At 67.4% G+C, this 23,904-nt stretch carries 18 protein-coding genes; 8 read left to right on the top strand and 10 right to left on the bottom strand.

Annotated elements, in window-relative coordinates:
• Positions 1–2: 2 nt before the first annotated feature.
• Positions 3–1,742 carry an L-arabinonate dehydratase gene (gene araD / locus LCM32_RS10855; protein WP_224821090.1) on the bottom strand — a complete coding sequence of 580 codons (1,740 nt, stop codon included), beginning with the start codon at positions 1,740–1,742 and terminating at the stop codon, positions 3–5.
• 139 nt (positions 1,743–1,881) lie between these two features.
• On the opposite strand from araD, the gene LCM32_RS10850 reads away from it, so the two are divergent.
• Complete coding sequence (locus tag LCM32_RS10850) at positions 1,882–2,652, top strand: HpcH/HpaI aldolase family protein (RefSeq protein ID WP_224821089.1); 771 nt, start codon at positions 1,882–1,884, stop codon at positions 2,650–2,652.
• Positions 2,653–2,768: 116 nt separating this feature from the next.
• Here the strand turns inward: LCM32_RS10850 and LCM32_RS10845 are convergent, their stop codons facing one another.
• Positions 2,769–3,464: a GntR family transcriptional regulator gene (locus tag LCM32_RS10845; RefSeq protein ID WP_224821088.1), complete on the bottom strand. Its 696-nt coding sequence runs from the start codon at positions 3,462–3,464 to the stop codon at positions 2,769–2,771.
• A 139-nt stretch (positions 3,465–3,603) separates the two neighbouring features.
• On the opposite strand from LCM32_RS10845, the gene LCM32_RS10840 reads away from it, so the two are divergent.
• Together LCM32_RS10840 and LCM32_RS10835 are read left to right on the top strand one after the other, a co-directional pair.
• Complete coding sequence (locus tag LCM32_RS10840) at positions 3,604–5,133, top strand: aldehyde dehydrogenase (NADP(+)) (protein WP_224821087.1); 1,530 nt, start codon at positions 3,604–3,606, stop codon at positions 5,131–5,133.
• Positions 5,134–5,146: 13 nt separating this feature from the next.
• Positions 5,147–6,049, top strand: a complete 903-nt coding sequence (locus LCM32_RS10835) for a 5-dehydro-4-deoxyglucarate dehydratase (RefSeq protein ID WP_318246193.1) — start codon at positions 5,147–5,149, stop codon at positions 6,047–6,049.
• A 582-nt stretch (positions 6,050–6,631) separates the two neighbouring features.
• Here the strand turns inward: LCM32_RS10835 and LCM32_RS10830 are convergent.
• The 4 genes from LCM32_RS10830 to LCM32_RS10815 all read right to left on the bottom strand — a co-directional run bounded on the left by LCM32_RS10830 (position 6,632) and on the right by LCM32_RS10815 (position 9,749).
• Positions 6,632–7,348, bottom strand: coding sequence for a FadR/GntR family transcriptional regulator (locus LCM32_RS10830; RefSeq protein WP_224821085.1), 717 nt, complete (start codon positions 7,346–7,348; stop codon positions 6,632–6,634).
• 76 nt (positions 7,349–7,424) lie between these two features.
• Entirely contained in the window at positions 7,425–8,141 is a 717-nt protein-coding gene (gene larB, locus LCM32_RS10825) for a nickel pincer cofactor biosynthesis protein LarB (protein WP_224821084.1), read from the bottom strand.
• The gene (locus LCM32_RS10820; RefSeq protein ID WP_224821083.1) at positions 8,134–8,961 is read right to left on the bottom strand and encodes an adenine nucleotide alpha hydrolase; all 828 of its coding nucleotides are present in this window, start codon (positions 8,959–8,961) and stop codon (positions 8,134–8,136) included. Before LCM32_RS10820 ends, larB begins: the two co-directional genes overlap by 8 nt.
• Positions 8,958–9,749: a FadR/GntR family transcriptional regulator gene (locus tag LCM32_RS10815; protein ID WP_224821082.1), complete on the bottom strand. Its 792-nt coding sequence runs from the start codon at positions 9,747–9,749 to the stop codon at positions 8,958–8,960. The genes LCM32_RS10820 and LCM32_RS10815 overlap by 4 nt, the downstream gene beginning before the upstream one ends.
• A gap of 320 nt (positions 9,750–10,069) precedes the next feature.
• Here LCM32_RS10815 and LCM32_RS10810 point away from each other — a divergent pair, with 320 nt between their 5' ends.
• From LCM32_RS10810 to LCM32_RS10790, 5 genes are all read left to right on the top strand, one after another.
• Positions 10,070–11,029, top strand: a complete 960-nt coding sequence (locus tag LCM32_RS10810) for a TAXI family TRAP transporter solute-binding subunit (RefSeq protein ID WP_224821081.1) — start codon at positions 10,070–10,072, stop codon at positions 11,027–11,029.
• A gap of 158 nt (positions 11,030–11,187) precedes the next feature.
• Complete coding sequence (locus LCM32_RS10805) at positions 11,188–13,059, top strand: TRAP transporter permease (protein ID WP_224821080.1); 1,872 nt, start codon at positions 11,188–11,190, stop codon at positions 13,057–13,059.
• Between the two features lie 126 nt (positions 13,060–13,185).
• Positions 13,186–14,883 (top strand): thiamine pyrophosphate-binding protein, encoded by a 1,698-nt coding sequence (locus LCM32_RS10800; RefSeq protein WP_224821079.1) that lies wholly within the window; start codon positions 13,186–13,188, stop codon positions 14,881–14,883.
• A gap of 10 nt (positions 14,884–14,893) precedes the next feature.
• Complete coding sequence (locus tag LCM32_RS10795; protein ID WP_224821078.1) at positions 14,894–16,333, top strand: FAD-binding oxidoreductase; 1,440 nt, start codon at positions 14,894–14,896, stop codon at positions 16,331–16,333.
• 264 nt (positions 16,334–16,597) lie between these two features.
• Positions 16,598–17,944: a dicarboxylate/amino acid:cation symporter gene (locus tag LCM32_RS10790; RefSeq protein ID WP_224821077.1), complete on the top strand. Its 1,347-nt coding sequence runs from the start codon at positions 16,598–16,600 to the stop codon at positions 17,942–17,944.
• A 98-nt stretch (positions 17,945–18,042) separates the two neighbouring features.
• Here the strand turns inward: LCM32_RS10790 and LCM32_RS10785 are convergent, their stop codons facing one another.
• The 4 genes from LCM32_RS10785 to LCM32_RS10770 form a co-directional block, all read right to left on the bottom strand.
• Positions 18,043–18,789, bottom strand: coding sequence for an SDR family oxidoreductase (locus tag LCM32_RS10785; protein ID WP_224821076.1), 747 nt, complete (start codon positions 18,787–18,789; stop codon positions 18,043–18,045).
• 101 nt (positions 18,790–18,890) lie between these two features.
• Positions 18,891–19,772: a LysR family transcriptional regulator gene (locus tag LCM32_RS10780; protein ID WP_224821075.1), complete on the bottom strand. Its 882-nt coding sequence runs from the start codon at positions 19,770–19,772 to the stop codon at positions 18,891–18,893.
• 128 nt (positions 19,773–19,900) lie between these two features.
• A complete protein-coding gene (locus LCM32_RS10775) occupies positions 19,901–21,859 on the bottom strand; it encodes a hydantoinase B/oxoprolinase family protein (protein ID WP_224821074.1) in 1,959 nt (652 codons plus the stop codon).
• A 2-nt stretch (positions 21,860–21,861) separates the two neighbouring features.
• Positions 21,862–23,898, bottom strand: coding sequence for a hydantoinase/oxoprolinase family protein (locus LCM32_RS10770; RefSeq protein ID WP_224821073.1), 2,037 nt, complete (start codon positions 23,896–23,898; stop codon positions 21,862–21,864).
• Between the last annotated feature and the right edge of the window lie 6 nt (positions 23,899–23,904).

Here is a 23,904-nt window from a genome sequence, read left to right as displayed (position 1 = left end):
CCTCAGAAGATGTCGGGCTCAGGCGCCTTGGCGCCGAAGTCGTGGGTCAGGTAGTCGAAGTCGCAGCCCTCGTTGGCCTGACCGACGTGGCGCTGGAACATGTAGCCATAGCCACGGTCATAGCGCGGGGCAGGGGCGACCCAGGCCGCCTTGCGCGCGGCCAGTTCCTCGTCGCTGATCAGCATGTCGAGGGAGCGGTTCTCGAGGTCGAGGCGCACGATGTCGCCGGTCTTGAGCAGTGCCAGCGGGCCGCCGATGAAGCTTTCGGGCGCCACGTGCAGGACGCAGGCCCCGTAGGAGGTGCCGGACATCCGCGCGTCCGAGATCCGCAGCATGTCGCGGTGGCCCTGCTTGATCAGCGCCTTGGGGATCGGCAGCATGCCCCATTCCGGGAAGCCGGGGCCGCCCTGGGGGCCTGCGTTGCGCAGGACCAGCACGTGATCCGGCGTGACCTCGAGGTCCTCGTCGTCGATCGCCTTCTTCATCTCGGGGTAGCTGTCGAAGACCAGTGCCGGGCCCTCGTGCTGGTAGTACTTGGGGTTGCAGGCGGCGGGCTTGATTACCGCGCCGTCCGGGCAGAGGTTGCCGCGCAGCACGGCGAGCGAGCCCTCGTGGTAGACCGGGTTGTCGAGCGGGCGGATCACGTCGTCATTGTAGACCACCGCGTCCTTGATGCCCTCGTCCAGCGACTTGCCGGTGACGGTGATCGCGGTGCGGTCGAGCTTGTCGCCCAACTGGTTCATCAGCGCGCGCAGGCCCCCTGCATAGAAGAAGTCTTCCATCAGGTAGGTATCGCCGAGCGGGCGGATGTTGGCGATCAGCGGCGTGGAGCGGCCGAGCGCGTCGAGGTCGTCGAGCGTCAGCGCCACGCCGGCGCGGCGCGCCATGGCCAGCAGGTGGACGACGGCGTTGGTGGAACAGCCGGTCGCCATGGCGACGACGGCGGCGTTCTTCACCGCCTCGGGGGTGACGATCTTGGCGGGCGTCAGGTCTTCCCAGACCATCTCGACCGCGCGCCGCCCGCAGGCCGCCGACATCCGCTTGTGGCCCGCATCCGCCGCCGGGATCGAGGAGGCGCCGGGCAGGCAGAGGCCCATGGATTCCGCGATGGCGGTCATGGTGGAGGCCGTGCCCATGGTCATGCAGTGGCCGTAGGAGCGGGCGATGCCGCCCTCGACGCCCAGCCATTCCTGATCCGAGATATTGCCCGCGCGGCGTTCGTCCCAGAACTTCCACGCGTCCGAGCCTGAGCCGAGGATCTTGCCCGCGTAATTGCCGCGCAGCATCGGACCTGCGGGCAGGTAGATGAAGGGCACGCCAGCCGTGATCGCGCCCATGGTCAGCCCGGGGGTGGACTTGTCGCAGCCGCCCATCAGCACCACGCCGTCCAGCGGGTGGGAGCGGATCGTCTCTTCCGTCTCCATGGCGATCATGTTGCGGTAGAGCATCGAGGTCGGCTTGGTGAAGCTCTCGTCGATGGAGATCGTCGGGATCTCGACCGCGAGGCCACCGGCCTGTGCCACGCCCTTCTTCACCTCTTCGGCCCGCTGGCGGAAGTGCAGGTGGCAGGGGTTCATCTCGGACCATGTGTTCAGGATGCCGATGATCGGCTTGCCTTCCCAGTCCTCGGGCGCGAGGCCCATCTGCATCATGCGGCTGCGGTGTCCGAAGCTGCGCAGATCATCCGGCGCAAACCATCGCGCAGAGCGCAGATCGGCCGGGGTTTTGCGAGTATCGCCCATGAATTCCTCCCTCATTCGCCAGCTGGCGGGGGCCGGTCCGGGACCGGCGACTCGGTGCTTGCTCGAACTGATATATTACCGTATCAGGTGACTTGTCGAGGGGCGATCTGCCCCGATCTGATTTGGAGGAGGACAGGACATGCCGTCGCAACCGCTCAAGGGAGTGCTGAAACCGGGGGCGCGTCTGCCCGGGATCTGGCTGTCGCTCTGCTCGCCCACCGTGACGGAGATCGCCTCCGGTTCGGGCGTGGACTGGCTGCTGGTGGACATGGAGCATGCACCCAACGACCTGAGCCAGATCACTGATCAGCTGCGCGCGGCCCGGGGCGCTGCCGGCACCTCCACCGCCGAGGTCATCGTGCGCCCGCCGTCGTCGGATCAGACCATGACCAAGCGGCTGCTCGACATCGGGGCGCGCAACATCATGTTCCCGATGATCCAGACCGCCGAAGACGCCGCCCGCGCGGTCAGCTGGACGCGCTATCCACCCCATGGGGTGCGCGGCATCTCGGCCACGATCCGCGCCAATGACTATGCGCGGCAGGGTGACTACCTGACACGCTACGCCGACGAGATCTGCGTGATCGTGCAGGTCGAAACCCCCGAGGCCGTCGCCAATATCCCCGAGATCGCCGCCGTGCCGGGCGTGGATGCGATCTTCATCGGGCCGGGCGACCTCTCGGCGGCGATGGGCTATGCCGGGCAGGTCGGGGCCGAGCCGGTGCAGGCGCTGATCAGGCAGGCGGTCGCGGCGATCCATGCAGGCGGCAAGGCGGCCGGTATCCTCGGCTACGGCGAGGCGGTGGCGCGCAAGTTCTTCGACGAGGGGGTCGAATTCGTGGCCATCGCGGGCGACGCCTGGCTGCTCGCGCGCGAGATGGACGGGCTGGTGTCGCGGCTGAAGCCGTAATTCGTGTCCCGCAGGGGCCGTATAGACGACAAAGGGCAGGGCGGTTGCGCCCTGCCGTTTCATATGCCCGCTTCAGACAGTGGACCGCTGCCCCTGCCGGGTGTCGCGCCTCAACCTCAGCTGAAGAAATCCGGATGTTCCACGCGCTGCTCCTCGACCCGCGCCACCGTGCGGCTGAGGTGATCGCGCATGGCGACCGTGGCCGCCTCCGGATCTCGGGCCTCGATCCCGTCGAGGATCTCGCCATGCCCCCGCAGGATATAGGCGATCTTCTCGCCCGAGGGCGGGTCGAGCCGCCGCAGCCGGTTTAGGTGGCCAGAGCGCGCGCGGATCAGCGCATGAATGCCGCCCTGTCCGATCCCGTCGAAAAGCGTCTGGTGAAACACTTCGTCCAATTCCTGGAACACGGCCATCTGCGCCGGGTCGTCCTTCACCGCCTCCTGCATCCGCAGAAGCGAGCGGGCGCGGGCCAGCGTCTCCTTCGGGGGCTCTTCGGCAAGCCTGCGCACCACTTCGATCTCCACCGCCGTGCGCAGGAAATGCGCCTCGTAAATTTGCGGCACGTCGATCTTGGTGACCACGGTCTTGGACTGCGGATAGACTTTCACAAGGCCTTCCTGCTCCAGCCGCTGCATTGCCTCGCGGATCGGCGTCTGGCTCACGTCATAGCGCTGCGCCAGCTCTGCGCGCAGGAAGGGCGTGCCCGGCGGAAGCTCCAGCGCGATGATCCGGCGGCGCAAATCCTCGAAGACCCGCGTCGCGGCAGAGCCGCCCGCAGGTCGTTCCGGTGTCAGAAACCCCAGATTTGTCATCGCCTTATCCCCTGTAACTCGCCTGTCACGCTAACCCTTGCTGCAGGGCAGCGCAACGGGACCCCGCCGGTTGACGGGGTGGGTGAATTAAAATATTAGTGCACATGAAACGCAAGATACCATCTCTCGGGAGGGGACCATGGACGGAAACGCACTTCATTTCACACCGCACGGCAAGCATCTGATCGCAGGCGACTGGGTCGAAGGCCCGTCGCATTTCAAGAACGAGCCCTTCGAGGGTCCGCAGCACGATTTCTCCGTCGGCACCGTGGATCACGTCGAGGCCGCCTGTGAAGCCGCCGAGGAAGCCTTCTGGAGCTACGGCTATTCCACCCGCGAAGAGCGTGCGGTCTTCCTTGAGACCATCGCCGACGAGATGGAGGCCCGCGCCGAGCAGATCACCGAGATCGGGCACCGCGAATCCGGTCTGCCCGTGGCGCGGATGCAGGGCGAGCGTGGCCGCACCACCGGCCAGCTGCGTCTCTTCGCGCAGCACATCCGCGACGGCGCCTACCTCGACATCCGTCATGACAAGGCACTGCCGGACCGTGAACCGCTGCCGCGTCCCGACATCAAGCTGATGCAGCGCCCGATCGGCCCGGTGGCCGTCTTCGGCGCCTCGAACTTCCCGCTCGCCTTCTCCACCGCCGGGGGCGACACCGCAGCCGCCCTAGCCGCAGGCTGCCCCGTGGTGGTCAAGGGCCACTCCGCCCATCCCGGCACCGGTGAAATCGTGGCCGAGGCGATCCACGCCGCCATCGAACGCTGCAAGCTGCACCCCGGGGTCTTCTCGCTGATCCAGGGCGGCAATCGTCAGGTCGGCAGCGCGCTCGTCCAGCATCCGCTGATCAAGGCCGTGGGCTTCACCGGCTCGCTGGCCGGGGGCCGTGCGCTCTTCGACCTCTGCGCGCAGCGGCCCGAGCCGATCCCCTTCTTCGGGGAACTGGGCTCGGTCAACCCGATGTTCATGATGCCCGAGGCCGTCAAGACGCGCGCGGCGCAGATGGGCGCCGGCTGGGCCGGGTCGCTGACCATGGGCGCGGGCCAGTTCTGCACCAACCCCGGCATCGCCGTGGTCGAGAAGGGTGCCGCCGGTGACGCCTTCGTCAACGCGGCCCGCGTGGCGCTGGATCAGGTGGGTGAGCAGGTCATGCTGACCGACGGCATCGCCAAGGCTTATCGCGACGGCAAGGCCCGTTTCGACGGTCGCAACGCCGTGCGCCCGCTGCTGGCCAAGGACGCTGGCCCCCGCGGCGCGCTGCCCAACCTCTATGAAACCGATGCCGAGACCTATCTGCAGGATCACGCGCTCGGCGAAGAGGTCTTCGGCCCGCTCGGCCTCGTGGTGCGGGTGAACTCGGTCGACGAGATGGTCGGCCTTGCCAAGGGTTTCGAGGGCCAGCTCACCGCGACGATCCACATGGATGACGAGGACGCCGAGGATGCCCGCCGCCTGCTGCCCGTGCTGGAGCGCAAGGCGGGCCGCGTGTTGGTCAACGGCTTCCCCACCGGTGTCGAGGTCTGCGACGCCATGGTCCACGGCGGCCCGTACCCGGCCTCCACCAACTTCGGCGCGACCAGCGTCGGCACGATGTCGATCCGCCGCTTCCTGCGCCCGGTGAGCTATCAGAACGTGCCGGCTTCGATCCTGCCCGCGGACATAAAGTGAGGCCAGAGGCATGATTGCACCGACCGACCTGCGGGAGTTGATCCGCACCGGGCTGCTCTCCTTCCCGGTGACGCCCTTCGACGATCAGGACCGTTTCGCGCCCAAGCCTTTCGCCGCGCATCTCGACTGGCTCTCTTCCTATCCCGTTGCCGGCCTGATCGTGGCCGGCGGCACGGGGGAGCTCTTCTCCCTCACCCCGAACGAGGTGGTCGAGGTGGTGAAGGTCGCCCGTCAGGTGGCGGGCGACGCGCCGGTGATCGCGGGCTGCGGCTATGGCACCCGTATGGCCTGCGACATGGCGCAGGCGATCGAAGCGGCGGGCGGCGACGGCATCCTGCTGCTGCCGCACTACCTGACCGAGGGCCCGCAGGAAGGCGTTGCGAACCGCATCCGCGCGGTGTGCAAATCCACCAACATGGGCGTCATCGTCTACAACCGCGGCGCCTCGCGCGTCTCGGCCGAGACGCTGGAGCAACTGGCGGAGGAATGCCCCAACCTGATCGGTTTCAAGGATGGCACCGGTGACATCGACACGGTGCGCCGGGTGACGATCCAGATGGGCGACCGGCTGTCCTACATCGGCGGGATGCCCACGCACGAGCTTTTCGCGCAGGCCTATCGCGGGGCGGGGATGCCGACCTATTCCTCGGCCGTCTTCAACTTCGTGCCCGAAACGGCGCTGAGCTTCTTCGATGCCTTCAGCAAGGGCGACGATGCCACCTGCGAGCGGCTGCTGCGGGAGTTCTACTATCCCTTCGCCAAGATCCGCGACCGCTGCGCCGGTTACGCGGTCTCGGCGATCAAGGCGGGCGTCAGCCTGCGTGGCTTCGAGACCGGCCCGGTGCGCGCCCCGCTCACTGACCTGACCGAGGAAGAGCGCGGCATGATGGAAGACCTGATCGCCGGGCGGTCGTAGGCGGGCAATTGATCGCTCCCGATTGGGTCGGGCTGAATTGATCAATTCCTGCTGATAAGATCAGGGTGATGGGGGCCTGCTGATAACGCCCGGCCGATCTGAAAAAGGTTGGTCAGGCCCAAATTGGCAGGGCCGATCTGATCGAGCGCACCAGTCCGGCACATCCTACGCAAGACTCACCGGCCCCGCACATTCGTATGGGGCCGGTGGCATTTGGCGGGCGGTCGCTGAGCGGGGGCGCTCCAGAGGCCAGTGGGGCAGCAGGCTTGCCGTCGGTGCCTTCTAGGGGTGGTTTGCAAATCTCGTGTGGGCTGTTTGCAAAGTTGGATTGGCCGGACGGAGGGGGCGGGTTGCTTTGCAAACCACCTCTCGCCACTTTGCAAACTGCTGATGGGGGCGGCCCAAAGGACAGCGATTTTATCAGGGATCGCAGGCGCTGCCGCCGGGGCAAGGGATCACGGTCTCAGCATCTTGCATGACCCGCAGGCGCCCAGGTCTTGGGCCGTTTGCGTGACGCGGCGGATCACTCACCCTGAACGCCGCCCGTGACGTCGCCTCAGTCGCCGCCCGTGACCTCTCGGATCAATCGTCCCGCGCGTTGTCCGTCACACGTTGGCGCGCCTGCAGCAGGTGATAGGCCATGGTCAGACCGGCGGCCTCGCCATCGCGGGCCTTGATCGCCTCCAGCACCTGTCGGTGTTCGCGGGCCACGCGGTCGATGCGGGCCTGCGTGCCGGCGCGGGTGATGCTCTGCGCCACCTGGATCGTCCGCTCGGCCACGTCGCGCACGGCGGTCAGCATGGTGACGAAGACCTCGTTTCCGCTGGCCTCTGCCACGGCGAGGTGGAAGTCGAAATCCGCGTCGCCCGCCGGTTCGCGGGCCTGCATCGCCTGTTCCAGCCGCTCCATGGCGGCCTCGATCTTGGCGATGTCGCGGGGTTCCGCGCGCATGGCGGCGAGGCGGGCGGTTTCCTTTTCCAGCACGATCCGGGCTTCCATGGCGCGCATGAGGCCAGAGACGCTGTCAGCGGTGGTATATTCGATCAGCCCCTGCGGCGGGCGCTTGCGCACGAAGGAGCCGACGCCGCGACGGGCCTCGATCAGCCCGTCCTCCTGCAACTTGCGCAGGGCCTCGCGGACCACGGGGCGGGACACTTCGAAGGCGGTGCAGATCTGGTTCTCGGAGGGCAGCTTCTCCCCCTGCGAGAGGGTGCCGGAGACGATCTGTTCGAGGATCTGGCCATAGAGCTGGTCCGAGAGCGTCTTGCGCTTGCGGATCGTCAGCTTGCCGTTGTCCATTCCGATGCCACCCGTTGCCACGGACCCGATCCCGGGCCCCGTATGGGGGGGTATTATCCGCAGGCTGTCGGACATGTCAAAACGCGTCGCGCGGCGGGGTGGCCTGGGCCATGGCCGGTGCGGTGACCCGGGCGAAGCGCAGCGCGGCACAGGCGGCACCATAGCCGTTGTCGATATTGGTCACGAGGATGCCGGGCGCACAGCTGGCCAGCGTGGCGTTCAGCGCCGTCTGGCCGCCCGCCGCCACGCCGTAGCCGACCGAGGTGGGCACCGCGATCACCATGCCCGGCACGAGGCCCGCCACCACCGAGGGCAGCGCCGCATCCATGCCGGCAAAGACGATGACGACCTGCATGGACTTCAGTAGTTCCTCCTGCCGCAGCAGCCGCCATAGCCCGGCCACGCCCACGTCGGCCACCATGGTGGCGGAGAGGCCGGAATAGGCCAGCACCCGCTGCGCCTCCAGCGCCGGGCCCGCGTCCGAGGTGCCCGCGCTGACGAGGGCCACCCGTGGGGTCACCGCCTGCGGCGGCAGGTCGCCGAGGATCGCGGTCCGTGAGATCGGGCAATAGTCGATGGCCGCGCGCTGCGCCTCGGGCAGGGCGGCATGCTGGTCATGGGTCAGGCGGGTCAGCAGCAGGCGGCGGCCCTCTGCGATGGCATCGCCAAGGATGGCCGAGACCTGATCGACGGTCTTGAATTCGGCCAGCACGGCCTCCTCCAGCCCGATGCGCAGCTGGCGGTCGCGGTCGAAGGTCACGTTCGGGTCGCTGTCGAAACGGTCCTCAGGCATGGATGAAGGCGCTCCCTCTCTTGTAGGCGCGCAGGCGCAGCGGCAGGTGGTCGGCAGCGTGGGCGGCGGCCACGGCGCGGGCCTGCGCGGTCAGCTCGGCCTGCGCGTCCGCCGTGAGGGCGGCAAGGGTCGCGGCGTCGATCTCGATCGCAAGGGCATCGGGCAGACGGCGGCAGCGCAGGGTGACAGGGCCCAGCCGGTCGCGCAGCGCGCTCTCCACCGCGTCGATCAGCGCCAGTTCGGCAGGCTCCACCCGCAGGCCGGTCTCGATCCGGCTGGCAAGGCAGGGCGCGGCGGGCAGCTCTGCCAGATCGCCGAGGCCGAGGCGCCGGGCCAGGGCGCGGACCTCGGATTTCGGCATCTCTGCCGCCACGAAGGGATGCAGGATGGCATGTTCGTCTGCGGCCTGAAGCCCGGGGCGGTAATCCCCGAGGTCATCGAGGTTGGTGCCCGCGGCAATGGCCCCGTCGCCCGCTAGACGGCGCAGGGTGCCATAGAGGTTCGACTTGCAGAAATAGCAGCGATTCACCGGGTTTGCGCGATAGCGCGGATCGGCGAATTCGCCCGCATCCACCAGCCGCAGGGGCAGGGCGCGGGCCTCGGCGAAGTGTTTCACCCGCGCGGTAGCGGCAGCAGGCACGGCGGCGGAGACGGCATGCACCAGCGAGACCTGCCCGTCGCGGGCGAGGGCTGCGGCAGCGGAGAGGGTCAGCGAATCAATCCCGCCACTCAGCGCAATGGTCAGCCGGTCGGGCGCCTGCAACGCGGCGTGAAGCGCGGCGGGCAGGGCGGTTCCATGGGGCGGGCGGGCGCAGGTCACTCCGCCGCCTCGGGCCGGTCGTTGCGATGCAGGTCGCTCTGCTCTCCCTGATGGTCCCAGAGCTGCCCCAGCAGACGGTCGCGCGACAGTTCGAGGTGCTTTCTCATCCGCTTGCGGGCGGCGAACATGTCCTGTTCGGCGATCGCCTCGACGATGGAGCGGTGTTCCTCGGCCGCTTCGCGGCTGTCGCCGCCCCGTTGCAGGGCGCGTTCACGGCCGGCCTCGATCGTCTCGCGCAGGCTGGCGCTGAGATAGTCGTAGAAGGCGAGGTAATAGCTGTTGCGCGTCGCCTCGCAGATCGCACGGTGGAAGCGCAGGTCGGCCTCCACGCCCGCGCGGGCGTTTTCAGGGCTGTGGCGCTGCTGCGCGGCGAAGGCCTCCACTGCCTCGCGAATCGTGTCGAGGTCGGCCTCGGTCCGGCGGCGGGCGGCGATGGCGGCGGCCTCGATCTCGATCCCCATGCGCAGTTCGAGAATCTGTCCAAGCGTCCGGCGGTTGTCCACGTCCCCCGCGTCGATGGAGAACCCCAGCCGCGAGCGGTTGGAGGCGACAAAGGCGCCACGCCCCTGCTGGCTGGACAGAAGACCCTCGGCCTTCAGCCGCGCGACGGCCTCGCGAATGACGGTCCGGGAGACATTAAGTTCTTGGCAAAGCATGGCCTCGGACGGCAACATGCTGCCCACGGGCCAGGCGCCGCTGGTCACGTTCTGGCGCAACGCCTCGGTCACCTGATCGCTCAGCGTTGACCCGCGCGTCAGAGACACGGATTTCCCGAAAAGCTCGCTCATTGACAGTCTCCTCCGGGGATCGACGGTACACTTGTATTATAAGATGTCAATATGAGGACCTTACAGGTTCGGACGCCAGCAGAATCGTTTCTGCACCTGCAAAATAAGGGTTTATCTCCATATTTTGTTTGGCAAGCGCAAAGAGAACGCTGCTGACTTGTATTTTCGTTTGACAAGTTGTCACCTTGTGGGGGAAGTTGCCCAAGACGGCACGCCCGTGTCGTATCAGGGAGGAGCGACGGGCAGGACCATTGGCTTTGCGGACAGGAGATCCGCGCGGCCGGCCCTGAGCTCAGTCAGCAAAACTCGGGAGGAGTTACATGTCTCAAGTTCTCAAAGCCGCCCGCGGCGCAGTTGCCGTGGCTGCCATCGTTGCATCCGGGGCCGTGGCCGCGCAGGCCAATGAATTCGTGATGGCCACCGGCCAGCAGGGCGGGTCCTGGTTCCCCGTCGGCGGCGCGATCAAGGCCATCGTGGAAAAGGAAATCCCCGACCTGTCGATCACCGTCACCCCCGGCGCGGGCGTGGCCAACGTGGTGGGCGTCGATGCGGGTCGTTTCCCGATCGCCTTCGCGAACTCGATTTCGACCGTGGACAGCCTCGAAGGCAAGGAGCCCTTCCGCAAGGCGACCACCAACGTCTGCAACATCGGCGTGCTCTATCCGCAGTACTTCCAGGTTGTCGTGACCGCGGACAGCGGCATCAACTCGGTTGCGGACATGAAGGGCCACGACCTGACCACCCAGCAGCTCGGCAACACCGGTGAATACCTCACCCGCGAACTGCTCGGCACCGCCGGCCTGTCCTTCGACGACATGAAGTCGGTCGCGCATACGTCCTACTCGGACAGCGCCAGCCAGATGAAGGACGGCCATGCCGACATCTTCACCCTCGGCTCCTCGCTGCCCACCGGCTCGGTCATGGACCTCGCCTCGTCGCGCGACATCAACATGATCGACATCGACGAGGAAACCTTCAAGCACTTCAAGGACATGAACGCCGCCTTCCAGCTGCGTGAAGTCAAGCCGGGCTCCTACCCGGGCATCGACGAAGTGAAGCACGCGATTTCCTATGACACCCACATGGTCGCGGCCTGCGACTTCGACGGCGAGATCGTTAAGGCTGTCCTGGGCGCGATCGCCGACAACATCGACAGCTTTGGTGCGATCACCAAGTCGATGGCCGGCCTGACCGTGGACATGATGGCCACCGACATCGGTGTGCCGTTCCACCCCGCCGCCAAGGAATTCTACGAGTCCCGCGGCGTCAGCATGAACTGATCATCCCCCTGGGGATGACCGGGCGGGGCTGCATCGTGGCCCCGCCTTTCTCCGTCCGCGCCACAGGAGGGGCAGGGCGGTACATACAGAGCGAATGGAACCGGGACGGCGTCTGAAGGGGCGGTGCGGTTCCCACGGGCGCCAAGAGGAGGATCGCCATGAGCCTGAGTCTGTTCTCAAGACACATACCGCTGCTATCGAGGATCGTACGTCTGATCCTGATCGGCATGGCGTTGTGGCATCTTTACGTGGCCTTTGCCGGCCCGCCCAACCCCTATGTGATGCGTGGTGTGCACGTGGCCCTGGCCCTGCTGCTCATCTACCTGACCCATGACTACAAGGGACGTCAGCAGGAGGTGCCGCGCTGGTACGACATCCTGCTGGGCGGCATCGCCTGTCTGGCGGCGCTCTATCCCTCGCTGAACCTCGAATACATCTACATGCGGTTCCTCTACGTGGACCCGCTGGAGCCGATGGACATCGCCGTGGGCATCACCCTCGTGGTGCTGCTGCTGGAAGCGACCCGGCGGATGCTGGGGCCGGTCCTGCCGATCACCGCGATCTGCTTCATGGCCTATGGCCTCTTCTTCACCTCGACCCTGCCGAGCGTGATCCTCGAACAGCTGTTCATGACCCCCGAAGGCATCTTCGGTATCCCGATCTCGGTGTCGGCCACCTACATGGTGCTCTTCATCCTCTTCGGCGCATTGGTCGAACGGATGGGCGTGGGCCAGCTCTTCATGGACTTCGCGGTGGCACTCACCGGTCGTCAGGCTGGCGGCCCCGCCAAGGTGGCCTGCGTGACCTCGGGCATGTTCGGCTCCGTTTCGGGCTCGGCCGTGGCCAACGTGATGACCACCGGCACCTTCTCGATCCCGCTGATGAAGCGCATGGGCTTCAAGCCCGCCTTTGCCGGTGCGGTTGAGGCCGTGGCCTCCACGGGCGGTCAGATCATGCCGCCGGTGATGGGTGCCGCCGCCTTCGTGATGGCGGAATACCTCGGCGTCGGCTACCTGACGGTTGCCAAATACGCCATCGTCCCCGCGGTCCTGTTCTACGTCGCGCTCTTCGCCGCCGTCCACTTCGAGGCCAAGCGCCGTGGCATCGGTTCGGTCCCGAAAGAGGACCAGGTGCCGATGAAGCAGGTGCTGCGTGAACGTGGCCACCTCTTCCTGCCGCTGGCCGTCATCATCGGCGTGCTGATGATGGGCTACTCCGCCCCCTACGCAGCACTCTGCGGCGTGATCTCGGTGGTGCCGGTTGCGGCCCTGCGCAAGACCACCCGTCACTATGTCACCATCGACAACATCCTCGCAGCCCTCGAAGGCGGTGCGCGCAACGTGCTCTCCATCGCCGCGGCCTGTGCCTGTGCGGGTATCGTCGTCGGTGTCATCGACATCACCGGCCTTGGCCTGACCTTCTCGAACTTCGTGATCTCCGCCGCGCAGGACACCCTTGTCATCGCGCTGCTGCTCTCGATGATCGCGGGCATCATCCTCGGCATGGGCATGCCCACCACCCCCGCCTACATCGTGCAGGTTGCCCTGCTGGTGCCGGCGCTGGTGAAACTGGGCGTGGAAGTCGAGGCGGCGCACCTCTTCGTGTTCTACTTCGCGATCCTCTCGGCCATCACGCCGCCGGTCGCAATGGCGGTCTATGCCGCGAACACGCTGAGCCAGGCCAAGATCGTCGAGGCGTCCATCGCCGCGGTCAAGCTGGGCATGACGGGCTTCATCGTTCCCTTCATGTTCGTCTACGAGCCCTCGATCCTGCTGCAGGGTGACTGGCTGAACATCGTCGTGGTCGTGACCTTCGCCACGCTGGGTGTGATCCTGCTGGCCGCCGCGCTGCAACGGTTCTTCTACGGCAAGCTCGACCACTGGCAGGCCGCTCTGCTCTTCGTCGGCGCGCTCTGCATGATCTACCCCGACTGGCGGGTGACGGTCGCGGGCCTCGTCTGCACCGGCCTCGTGCTGGCCCGGCAGCTGACGCGGACCCAGGCCCAGCCGGTCGCGCAGGTCGGCGAGTAAGCACCCTTCGCCCCGGCCGGCCATCCGGCCGGGGCTTTTTCTCCCCCCATGCCCCTCGGAGCCCGCCCAAGGTCTCCGCCCGGACCCGGCATGCCCAGAAACACCCCCCGTGAAACGGAGACCCCCATGCTGCAATCCACCTCCCACCCGGTCCGCACCGGCGGCCAGATCCTCGTCGATCAACTGCTGATCCACGGCGCCGACACCGCCTACTGCGTGCCCGGCGAGAGCTACCTGGAGGTGCTGGATGCCCTGCATGACGTGAAGGACCGCTTCACCCTGATCAACGCCCGCCACGAGGCCGGCGCCGCCGACATGGCCGAGGCCTATGGCAAGATGACCGGCAAGCCCGGCATCTGCATGGTCACCCGCGGCCCCGGCGCCTGCCACGCCGCCATCGGCGTCCATATCGCGCAGCAGGACAGCACGCCGATGATCCTGCTCGTGGGCCAGATCGCCCGCGACACCACGGACCGCGAGGCCTTCCAGGAGGTCGACTACCGCGCCATGTTCGGCCCGATCGCCAAATGGGCGACCCAGATCGACGACGCGCGCCGCATTCCCGAATACATGTCCCGCGCCTTCCGCGTCGCCACCTCGGGCCGTCCGGGCCCGGTGGTCATCGCGCTGCCCGAGGACATGCTGACCGATGCCGTGGCCGTGGCCGATGCGCGCCCCTACGAGCCCACCAAGGCCGGGATCATCCCCGCCGACGTCGAGGCCCTGAAGGCCGAGCTGGCGGGCGCCGAAAAGCCGATGCTGCTGCTTGGCGGCTCGGGCTGGGACGATGATGCCGCCGCCGCGATTTCCCGCTTCGCCGAGGCGAACAACATCCCCGTCACCACCTCGTTCCGCCGTCAGGACATCGTCGACAACCTCTCGCCGGTCTACGGTGGCGACTTCGGCACCTCGACCGCACCCTCGCTCTACAAGCGCCTCGAAGAGGCCGACCTGCTGGTGGTCATCGGCGCCCGTCTGGGCGAGATGACGACCCGCACCTATGAATCGCTGGCCTCGCCGAACCCCGGCATCCGGCTGGTCCATGTCTACCCCGACGCGGACGAGGTGGGCCGGGTCTATACCCCCGACCTCGGGCTGGCCTGCGCGCCCTCCGTCCTTGCGGCGGCGCTGGACGGTGCCGAGCTTGGCAAGGCCGATGACTGGGCCGGTTGGTGCGCTGCGGTGCACGGCGACTACCTTGCCGACACCGAGGCGCCCAACGGCGGCGACTGGACCCTCGACATGGGCGTGGCGCTTGCGCAGGTCCGCGACAGCCTGCCCGATGACCTCGTGGTGACGCTGGACGCGGGCAACCACACCGGCTGGGCACAGCGCTTCCTGCGCTTCGGGCGCCCGGGCCGCATCGTCGGCTCCACCTGCGGTGCCATGGGCTATTCCGTGCCCGCCGCCGTGGCGGCCTCGCTGATGGACCCCGAGCGGCTGGTGATGTCCTTCGTGGGCGACGGCGGCTTCATGATGAGCGGCAACGAACTGGCCACCGCCGCGCAATACGGCGCCAAGCCGATTGTCCTGCTCTTCAACAACGGCGTCTACGGCACGATCCGCATGCACCAGGAGCGCGACCACCCCGAGCGCGTTTCGGGCACTACGCTGAAGAACCAGGACTTCGTCCGCATGGCCGAGGGTCTGGGCTGCTATTCCGAGCGGGTCGAGAAGACCGAGGACTTCGCCGCTGCCCTGACCCGCGCCCGCGAAAGCGGCCGTCCGGCGGTGCTGGAACTGGTCACCGACCCCGAGCAGATCTCCTCGCGCACGACGATCACCGCGCTGCGCAAGGCGGCCCTCGCCAAGCAGACGGCGTGAGGGCAGGGCGATGAACGTGCAAGCCCAGCCGAAACCGGCGCTGGAGGCCCTCCCGGAGGGCCTCTATGCCACCCTCGAAGGGATCGTCGGCCCGTCCTACGTCACCTCCGACGCGGGCGACATGGCCCTGCGGATCGTGGAGGATCGCGGCCTCTACAAGGGGCTGGCGCTTGCCCTCGTGCGGCCCGGCTCGACGCAGGAGGTCTCGGACATCGTCAAGGCCTGCCGCGCGGCGGGCGTGCCTATCGTGCCGCAGGGCGGGAACACCGGCCTCGTGGGCGGGGGCGTGCCGCAGGGCGCGGTGATCCTCGCCACCGACCGGATGAACCGCATCCGCGAGGTCGATCCGCTGAATTCCACCCTGACGGTCGAGGCGGGCTGCATCCTGCTGACCGTGCAGCAGGCGGCAGAGGAGGCGGGGCGTCTCTTCCCGCTGTCGCTCGCCTCCGAGGGCTCCTGCCAGATCGGTGGCAACCTTGCCACCAACGCGGGCGGCACGGCCGTCCTGCGCTATGGCAACACGCGTGAGCTGGTGCTGGGGCTGGAGGTCGTCCTGCCCGATGGCGAGATCCTCAGCGACCTGAACGGGCTGCGCAAGAACAACACCGGCTACGACCTGAAGAACCTCTTCATCGGGGCCGAGGGCACGCTGGGGATCATCACCGCCGCAGTGCTGAAGCTCTTCCCCAAGCCCGCCACCCGCGCCACCGCCATGGTCGCCTGCGAGGGGCCCGATGCGGCGCTCGCGCTCTATGACCGGATGCGCGCGCAGGCCGCCGACAGCCTCTCGACCTTCGAGTATATCGAGCGGATGGCGCTGCAGATGGTGCTGGACCACGCGCCCGGTTGCACCGATCCCATGGCCGAGGTCCACCCGGCCTATTGCCTGGTCGAGCTGACCTCGCCCGATGCGAATGCCGATCTCGACGCCCGCATGGAAGCGGTGCTGGGGGAGGCCTTCGAGGCGGAAGAGATCTTCGACGCGGTGATCGGGGCCTCCGAGGCGCAGCGCAACGCGCTGTGGAACCTGCGCGAACACCTCTCGGAAAGCCAGAAGCCCGAAGGCGCCTCGATCAAGCACGACGTGGCGGTGCCGGTCTCCAAGGTGGCGGAGTTCCTGCATGTGGCGCCCGCGGCCTGCCGCGCGCATATGCCCTCCGTGCGGGTCGTGCCCTTTGGCCACTTCGGCGACGGCAACCTGCATTTCAACCTGTCGCGTCCGCTCGACATGACCGATGCGGACTTCCTCGAGGAATATCCCGCCTTCAACCGGATCGTGCATGACATCGTCGCCGGGATGAACGGCTCGATCTCGGCCGAACACGGCATCGGCATGGTGAAACGCAAGGAATTGCGCCGTTACAAGGACCCGGTGGCGCTCAAGCTCATGGAAACCATCAAGCAGGCGCTGGACCCGGAGGGGTTGATGAACCCCGGTAAGGTGCTCTGAACACTCACAGTTTTCTCCCGGAAATGTCGCTGGCATTCTCCAAACTGGCCGGGCCTCGTGCCCGGCCTTTTCTTGTGCGCCGCAGGGCGGATCGGCACGGGATTGCACCGCCCAAAGGCGAAATCGGGGTGTGAAACGCCCGGAAAAGGCGTGTCTGCAGAGAAGGGGGCAGACAAAAGTCCAGCCGCGCCACATACTTGCACCATCATTTCATCCGCGGCCCGTCAGGGCGGCACTTTCCAGAACGCAATTTCGGAGGTCCCCATGAGTGATGCTTCCCCCGGCAAGAAACGCTATTCGCTCACGACACAGGTCATGATCGGGATGGGCGCGGGCCTCGTGCTCGGCGTGATCCTGAACATGCTTCAGATCGAGGCCATCAACACCCATCTCGTGGGTGGCCTCTTTGGCATGGTGGGGCGGATGTTCGTCAACGCGCTCTCCATGCTGGTGGTGCCGTTGGTCTTCTTCTCGCTGATCTGCGGCGTGGCTGGGATCGGTGACATCCGCATCCTCGGGCGCGTGGGCGGCAAGGCCTTCGGCCTCTACCTGCTGACCACCGCCACGGCCATCGCCATCGCCATCCTGATCGCCCTCGTGGTCGGGCCCGGGCAGGGCTTCCAGATGGAGGGCGTGGACACCTCCGGCGTGACCGGCAAGGAGGCGCCATCGGTCTGGGCGACCTTCGCCTCCATCGTGCCGCGCAACCCGGTGGCGGCCTTCGCGGGCGGCGAGATGCTGCAGATCATCTTCTACACCATCATCCTCGGGATCGCGGTGCTGATGCTGGGCGACAAGTCGAAGTCCTTCGTCGAGGGCTGCGAATACATGAACGAGTTGATGATGAAGGTGGTGCAGATCGTTATGGCCTTCGCGCCGATCGGGGTCTTCTGCCTGATCACCAAGACCTTCACCGAACAGGGCATCGGGCTCTTCCTGCCGGTGCTGGCCTATGTCCTCGTGCTGGTCTTCGCGCTGCTGCTGCATCTCTTCGGGACGCTGATGCTCTACCTCAAGGTCTTCTCGGGACTCAATCCCTTCATCTTCATGAAGAAGATCCGCCCGGCACAGGTCTTTGCCTTCTCGACCGCGTCCTCGAACGCGACGATCCCCGTGACCCTGCGTTGCGTGACCGAACGGATGGGCGCCACCAACTCGGTCGCCTCCTTCTCGGTGCCCTTCGGTGCGACGATCAACATGGACGGCACGGCGATCATGCAAGGCGTGGCGACGGTATTCCTCGCCAATGTCTACGGCATCGACCTCGGCGTGGGCGGCTATCTGACGGTGATCGCCATGGCGGTGCTGGCCTCCATCGGCACGGCGGGCGTGCCGGGCGTGGGCCTTGTCATGCTGACCATGGTGCTGGGGCAGGTGGGCCTGCCGATCGAGGGCATCGCCCTGATCCTCGGCGTCGACCGCCTGATGGACATGATCCGCACCGCGGTGAACATCACCGGCGACGCCGTGGTGACGACCATCGTGGCCAAGAGCGAAGGCCAGCTTGACATGGCGGTCTACGAGAACCCCATGGCCGGGGTGATCACCGACAAGCTCGACATCGACCCGGTCGCCGAAGGCCACCTGGCCGAAGCCGCGCGGCCGCATTGAGCCTCTGAAGGAAAAGGCCCCGGCAGAGTGACGCTCTGCCGGGGCCTTTTTCATGCGGGTCGTCCGGGCGGCAGGGCGTCCGCGCCGGGAAGCGTGCGTCACCCCCGTCCGATGAACGGCATCTTCGTGGCCATCACCGTCACGAACTGCACGTTCGTCGAGAGCGGCAGCCCGGCCATGTAGGCCACGGTCTTGCCCACGTCGCCGGCGTCCATCCGGGGTTCGGCGCGGCGGGTGCCGTCCGGTTGCAGCACGCCCTGCGTCATCCGCTCGGTCATCTCGCTGGCGGCATTACCGATGTCGATCTGGCCGCAGGCGATGTCATAGGCCCGCCCGTCCAGCGACAGCGACCGGGTCATGCCGGTGATCGCGTGTTTGGTCGCGGTATAGGGCAGGGAGAGCGGACGCGGGACATGGGCGCTGATCGAGCCGTTGTTGATGATCCGCCCGCCCATCGGGCTTTGCCGTTTCATCAGCCCGAACGCCGCGCGGGCGCAGAGGAAGGAGCCGGTGAGGTTGGTGGCGACGATGTCGTTCCATGTCTCCACCGGCAGGTCGTCGATATCCACCGCAGGGCCGTTGCGGCCCGCGTTGTTGAACAGCAGGTCGAGGCGCCCGAACCGGCGTTCGACCTCGGCAAAGAGCGCCTCCACCGCCGTGGCATCGCCGACGTCCGCCGCCAGCCCGATGTGTCCTTCGCCGGGCAGGCCCGCCGCTGCGGCCTCGACCACCTCGGCCCGGCGGCCGGTCAGGACGAGGGTGAAGCCGATCTCGGCTAGCGCCGTTGCCGCTGCAAGGCCCACGCCGCTGCCACCGCCCGTCACGAGCGCGATTTTCTGATCCATCTGTCTCCTCCACGATGATTGATATATTAATGCAATACGACGTGGAGAAAGGCAACGCCCCCGAAACGGCGGGGCCGGGGCGGCGTCTTCGAAAGGAGGGCTCAGCGGTTTTGCAGCAGGTCGGCGATCATGCGGCGGAAGGGGGCGTAGTAGCGCGACACCGGCCGGGCAGAGTTCGACGAGATCGAGACATGCATCATCACCGCGGGCGCGAAGGGGCGCACAACGAGGCCGGGGAAGCTGCTCCACTGCACCAGCCCGTCCACGAGCGCCACGCCAAGCCCGCCGGACACCAGCGGCACCGCCCCGATGGAGGAGGAGATCTGGATCGCCACCTCGCGGCTCTGTCCCTCGGCGGCAAAGGCGGCATCCAGCGCCGGGCCCACGTCCGCATGACCGCCGTAGGAGATCAGCGTCTGCCCGGCGAGGTCGGTGGGCGTCACCGCCTCCAGCCCGGCCAGCGGATCGTCTTCGCGCATCAGTACGACAAGGGGCACCCCGGCGAGGACTTCGCTGCGCACCGTCGGCGCCTGGATCGTCGAGAGCGTCAGCGCGAGGTCGATGTCGCCCACCAGCAACTGTTCCGAGATGTCGGCCTTGGGCAGCGCATGCAGGTGCAGCTTGGCCATCGGGTAGTCGCGGCGGAAGAGATGCAGCGCCTGCGCGAGGATGGAGTGGGTGAAGGGCGGGCTGGCCCCGATCCGCAGCAGGCCCATCTTGCGTTCGCCGATGGTGCGGGCGAGGGTCTTGAGCGCCTCGATCTCGCGGAACACGCGGTCCGCGTCATCGTAGAGGAGGTGGGCCTCCATCGTGGGCACCAGCCGGCCTGCGATCCGCTCGAAGAGCTTGTAGCCAAGCTGGTCTTCGAGGTGGTGCAGCACCTTCGAGACCGAGGGTTGCGAGACGGCCAGCGTATTGGCGGCCGCCGTCACGGATCCATCGCGCATGATGGTGCGGAAGATCTCGAGTTGTCGGGCGTTCATGGGGATCGTTCGTCAGGGGCGTCTGCCCCAAGGGCACCATAGCCCCGGGGCCGGGTCAACCATGCGCCGGGGGTCCGGGGCGCCGCCCGGTCCCGGCTGCCCGTTTCCCGGGCGTCCCGCAGGCCGGGTCACAGGGCATAGCGCGTGCGCAACGCGTCAAAGAGCGCCTCCATCTGGGCGGGCATATCCTCCAGCGGGCCGGCCGTCTCTACCGCGTCAAAGACCTGATGTTTCAGGAAGAAACGCCAGCCCACGGGGGCAGAGGCAAGGAATGCCGTCAGCAGAGCATAGCGCGCGGGTGTCCAGACCGCCTCGAAGGCCTGCCGCTCGGCCCCGTGGCTGAAGAGCGCCTTGCGCCGTGGGGCTGCGGCCCGCAGGGCCTCGGTCGCGGCCCTGTCCACCGCACCGTGGCAGAGCACCACGCCATAGTCGGCCCGGGCGCAGGCCTCCGAAACCGCGCCCTGCGCCACGTCGCGGGCCACCTGTTCGGGATCGCGCGCCATCGGATCGCCCCAGCCGCCCGCACCGGGGCCCACCACGCGGATCACGTCGCCGGGATCGCATTTCACGAGGTCGGTGTTCTTCAGCTGGATCTCGGACGGGCCGGGGTTGCGGGCGAATTGCGAGACCGCGCCGGGATGCGCGCCCTTGAGCCCCCAGCCGCCCATGATCGAGCGGTTCCGGTTGCGCGCCGTCACCACGGTTTCGGGGCTGGAGACCTCGAATTCCATCACGGCCGACAGGCCGCCCCGGAACTGGCCGGGCGCGCCGGTGTCGGGTTCCAGCCCGTAGCGGCGGAAGCGGATCGGCACCTCGGCCTCCGAGATCTCGATGGGCGTGTTGCGCAGGAAGCCGGTGGCCCCGCCGGCCCCGTCCGAGCCGTCGCAGAAGGGCGTGCCGCCGCCGCCGCCGCCCACCGGGCCGATCGAGGCCATGATCGGCTTGCCGTTCCGGGCCGAGGTCTTGACGTTCATGATCGCGTTGCCGCCGGGCGAGGCGGCGGGGATCAGATCGGGCAGGGCCTGCGCGAAACAGCCCACGGTGACGATCTGCGTCATGGCACAGGTGAGCGACCGCATCCCCACGGCGGCCGAGGGCTGGCAGTTCACCACCGTCCCTTCGGGCAGGATCGCGCGGGCGGCGCGCAGGGTGCCCGCGTTCAGGATCACCGAATTGTCGAGGGTGAAGAGCACGTAAGTCAGCCCCACCATCACCAGCGGATGCCGTTCCACCCCGCCCGTGGGCATGTTCAGCGCCGAGGACAGCTGCGGGTCGGAGCCGGTGTAATCCAGCACCACCTCGTCGCCCCGCACCCTCAAGGTCAGCGCCACCCGGCAGGGACGGCCACCGGGGCTGTCCTCGTCCGCGTAATCGGCAAAGAAGTAATCGCCGTCCGGCACGCGGGTCAGGATCGCCCGGGCCTGCGCCTCGGAATAATCCAGCATCTGCCCGACACCCTCGACGAAGCCCTCAAAGCCGAAGCGGGCGATGATGTCGTGGATCTTGCGCTCGCCGACGTTGACCGAGGCGATCTGCGCGTTGAGGTCGCCCCAGTTCTGCTCGGGCATCCGCACGTTCGATCGGATCACCCGCACGACGAACTCGTTCATCTCGCCCCGGTGCACCAGCTTGACTGGCGGGATGCGCAGACCCTCCTGCTCGATCTCCGTCAGCGTGCGCGAGAGAGAGGCAGGCACGGCCCCGCCCACGTCGGTGTTGTGAATGTGACCGACCACGAAACAGGCAATCTCGCCCTGCCAGAAGACGGGCTTCCAGATGTGCATGTCGGGCGAATGGGTGGCCACGTTCCCGGCGTAGGGATCGTTGGTGATGCAGATGTCGCCCTCTTCATAATCGTCGAAGTGGCGCAGCAGCGGGGCATAATCGATGCCGGAATACCACGGTGCGCCGAACTGGCGCGGGCTGGTAAAGGCCAGCCCCTCGCGGCTGACGATCTGGCACGAGAAATCCTCGGTCTCCTTGATGAAGGCCGAATGGGCGGTGCGCATCAGCGTGAAGGCCATCGCATCGGCCGCGGCGGCGCAGAAGTTGGCGAGAACCGAAAGGTTGCGCTGGTCGATGGCCATGATCAGCCCTCCTTGCGGGTGATGACGAGGTTGCCGAAGCGATCCACCGTGACGGTGAAGCCGGGGGGCACCACCGTTGTGGTATCGTCCTGCCCGATGATCGCAGGCGCGTCGAAGGTATGGCCGGGCGCCAGATCGGCGCGGGCATAGACGGGGGTCTCCTGCGCGGTGCCGTCGAAATGGGCCGTGACATGGCGCACGGGTCGGGCAGGGCCGGTGGCGGGGTCGGGTTCGGCGATGCGGGGTTTCGGCGTGGCACCTGCCACCACGAGGCGCAGGTTCACCAGCTGCACCAATGCGTCCCGGTCGGCATGGCCGTAAAGCCGCGCGTGTTCGGTATGGAAGGCCTCGGAGATCGCCGCGACCGACAGGTCGGCGGCGTCGAGCGGCGTTTCCAGCTCGTAGGACTGGCCGAGGTAGCGCATGTCGGCAGAGAGGCTCAGACGGGCCTCGCCCTTGAACCCCTGCTTGCCCTTCAGCCAGTCGAGCGCCGTGGCCTGCAGCTCTGCCACCGGGGCGGCCAGCGTGGCGACGCCTGCCTCGGTCACGTCGATGTAGAGCGTGCGGATGAAGTCGTTCTTCAGGTCCGCGATCAGCCCGCCAAGCGCCGAGACGACACCGGGCGTCAGCGGCACGACGACGCCCTTCATGTTCAACTCGCGCGCCAGGAAACAGGCCAGCATCGCGCCCGCGCCGCCGAAGGCAAAGAGGTGGAATTCCCGCGGGTCGATGCCAAAGCGCGAGGTCAGCCCCGACACCTCGGCATACATGGACGAGACCGAGATCTCGATGATGTTCGCCGCCGTCTCCTCGATCGAGATGCCGAGGCGTTCGGCCAGCGGCGCGATGGCGGCGCGCGCGGCGGCATGGTCCACCGTGACAGCGCCATAGCCGAGCGGCGTGTGCCCGATCAGGTTCGAGGCCGCCACCGCATCGGTGATCGTGGGCTTGGTGCCGCCCCGGCCATAACAGACCGGCCCGGGGGTGGAGCCGGCGGAGGCCGGGCCCACCTGCAGCACGCCGAGCGGGTCGATCCAGGCGATAGAGCCGCCGCCCTGACCGACCGAAGAGACGGAGACCGAGGGCACGTGGATCTGGAAATCCCCGATCAGCTCCCCCACGCCGTACTGCGGCGTGCCGTCGAGGATCACCGCCGCATCGGCCGAGGTGCCGCCGATGTCGAGGCTCAGGATCTTGGGGAACCCGCAGTGCTGCGCGAGGTAGCCCGCACCGATCACCCCCGAGGCGGTGCCGGACAGGATCATCTGCACGCATTCGTCGCGCGCCTGGTCGATCCCCATGACGCCGCCGTTGGTCTTGGTGATATGCAGCGGGCAGGCGACGCCACGCTCCCGCAGGACCGTTTCAAAGCGGTCGAGGTAATGGGCCACGCGCGGCTGCACATAGCCCGAGATGACTGCGGTGATCGTGCGTTCGTATTCGCGGATGATCGGCCATGTGGCGGCCGAGGAGACGACGGGCATCTCCGGCGCGATCTCGGCGATCATGCGGGCGACCTCGGCCTCGTTGGCGGGGTTGCGATAGGCGTTGAGGAAGGCCAGCACGATGCCGGTGCAGCCCGCCTTGCGGGCGGCGGCGACGGCGGACTCCACGTCTTCGCGGTCCGGGGCGGTCAATACGGTGCCGGTGGCCTCGGTCCGCTCGTCGATGCCGAAGACCCGTTCGCGCGGCACCAGCGGATCGGGGCGGCGGGAGTAGAGGTTGTGGATCTGCGGGATCTTCAGCCGCGCCATCTGGAGCACGTCCTCGAAGTTCCGCGTGGTGAAGAGCGCCACGTCATCGCCGTTGCGCTGGATCACCGTGTTCACGCCGACCGTGGTGCCATGGGTGAAATAGCTCACATCCTCGGCGGTGATCCCGTCGCGCTGCGCCAGCGTGTCGAGGCCTGCGAGGATCTCCTCGCCGGGGGCGTCAGGGCGCGAGAAGACCTTGAGACTGGAGATCGTCGCCGTGGCCTCGTCGAAGACCGCGAAATCCGTGAAGGAGCCGCCCACGTCGACACCAATGCGATAGCCCATGCGAAA

Origin of the sequence: Pseudooceanicola nanhaiensis (assembly GCF_020171315.1) — a bacterium.
GTDB lineage: Bacteria > Pseudomonadota > Alphaproteobacteria > Rhodobacterales > Rhodobacteraceae > Pseudooceanicola > Pseudooceanicola nanhaiensis_A.
This window is presented reverse-complemented; position numbering and strand designations above follow the sequence as displayed.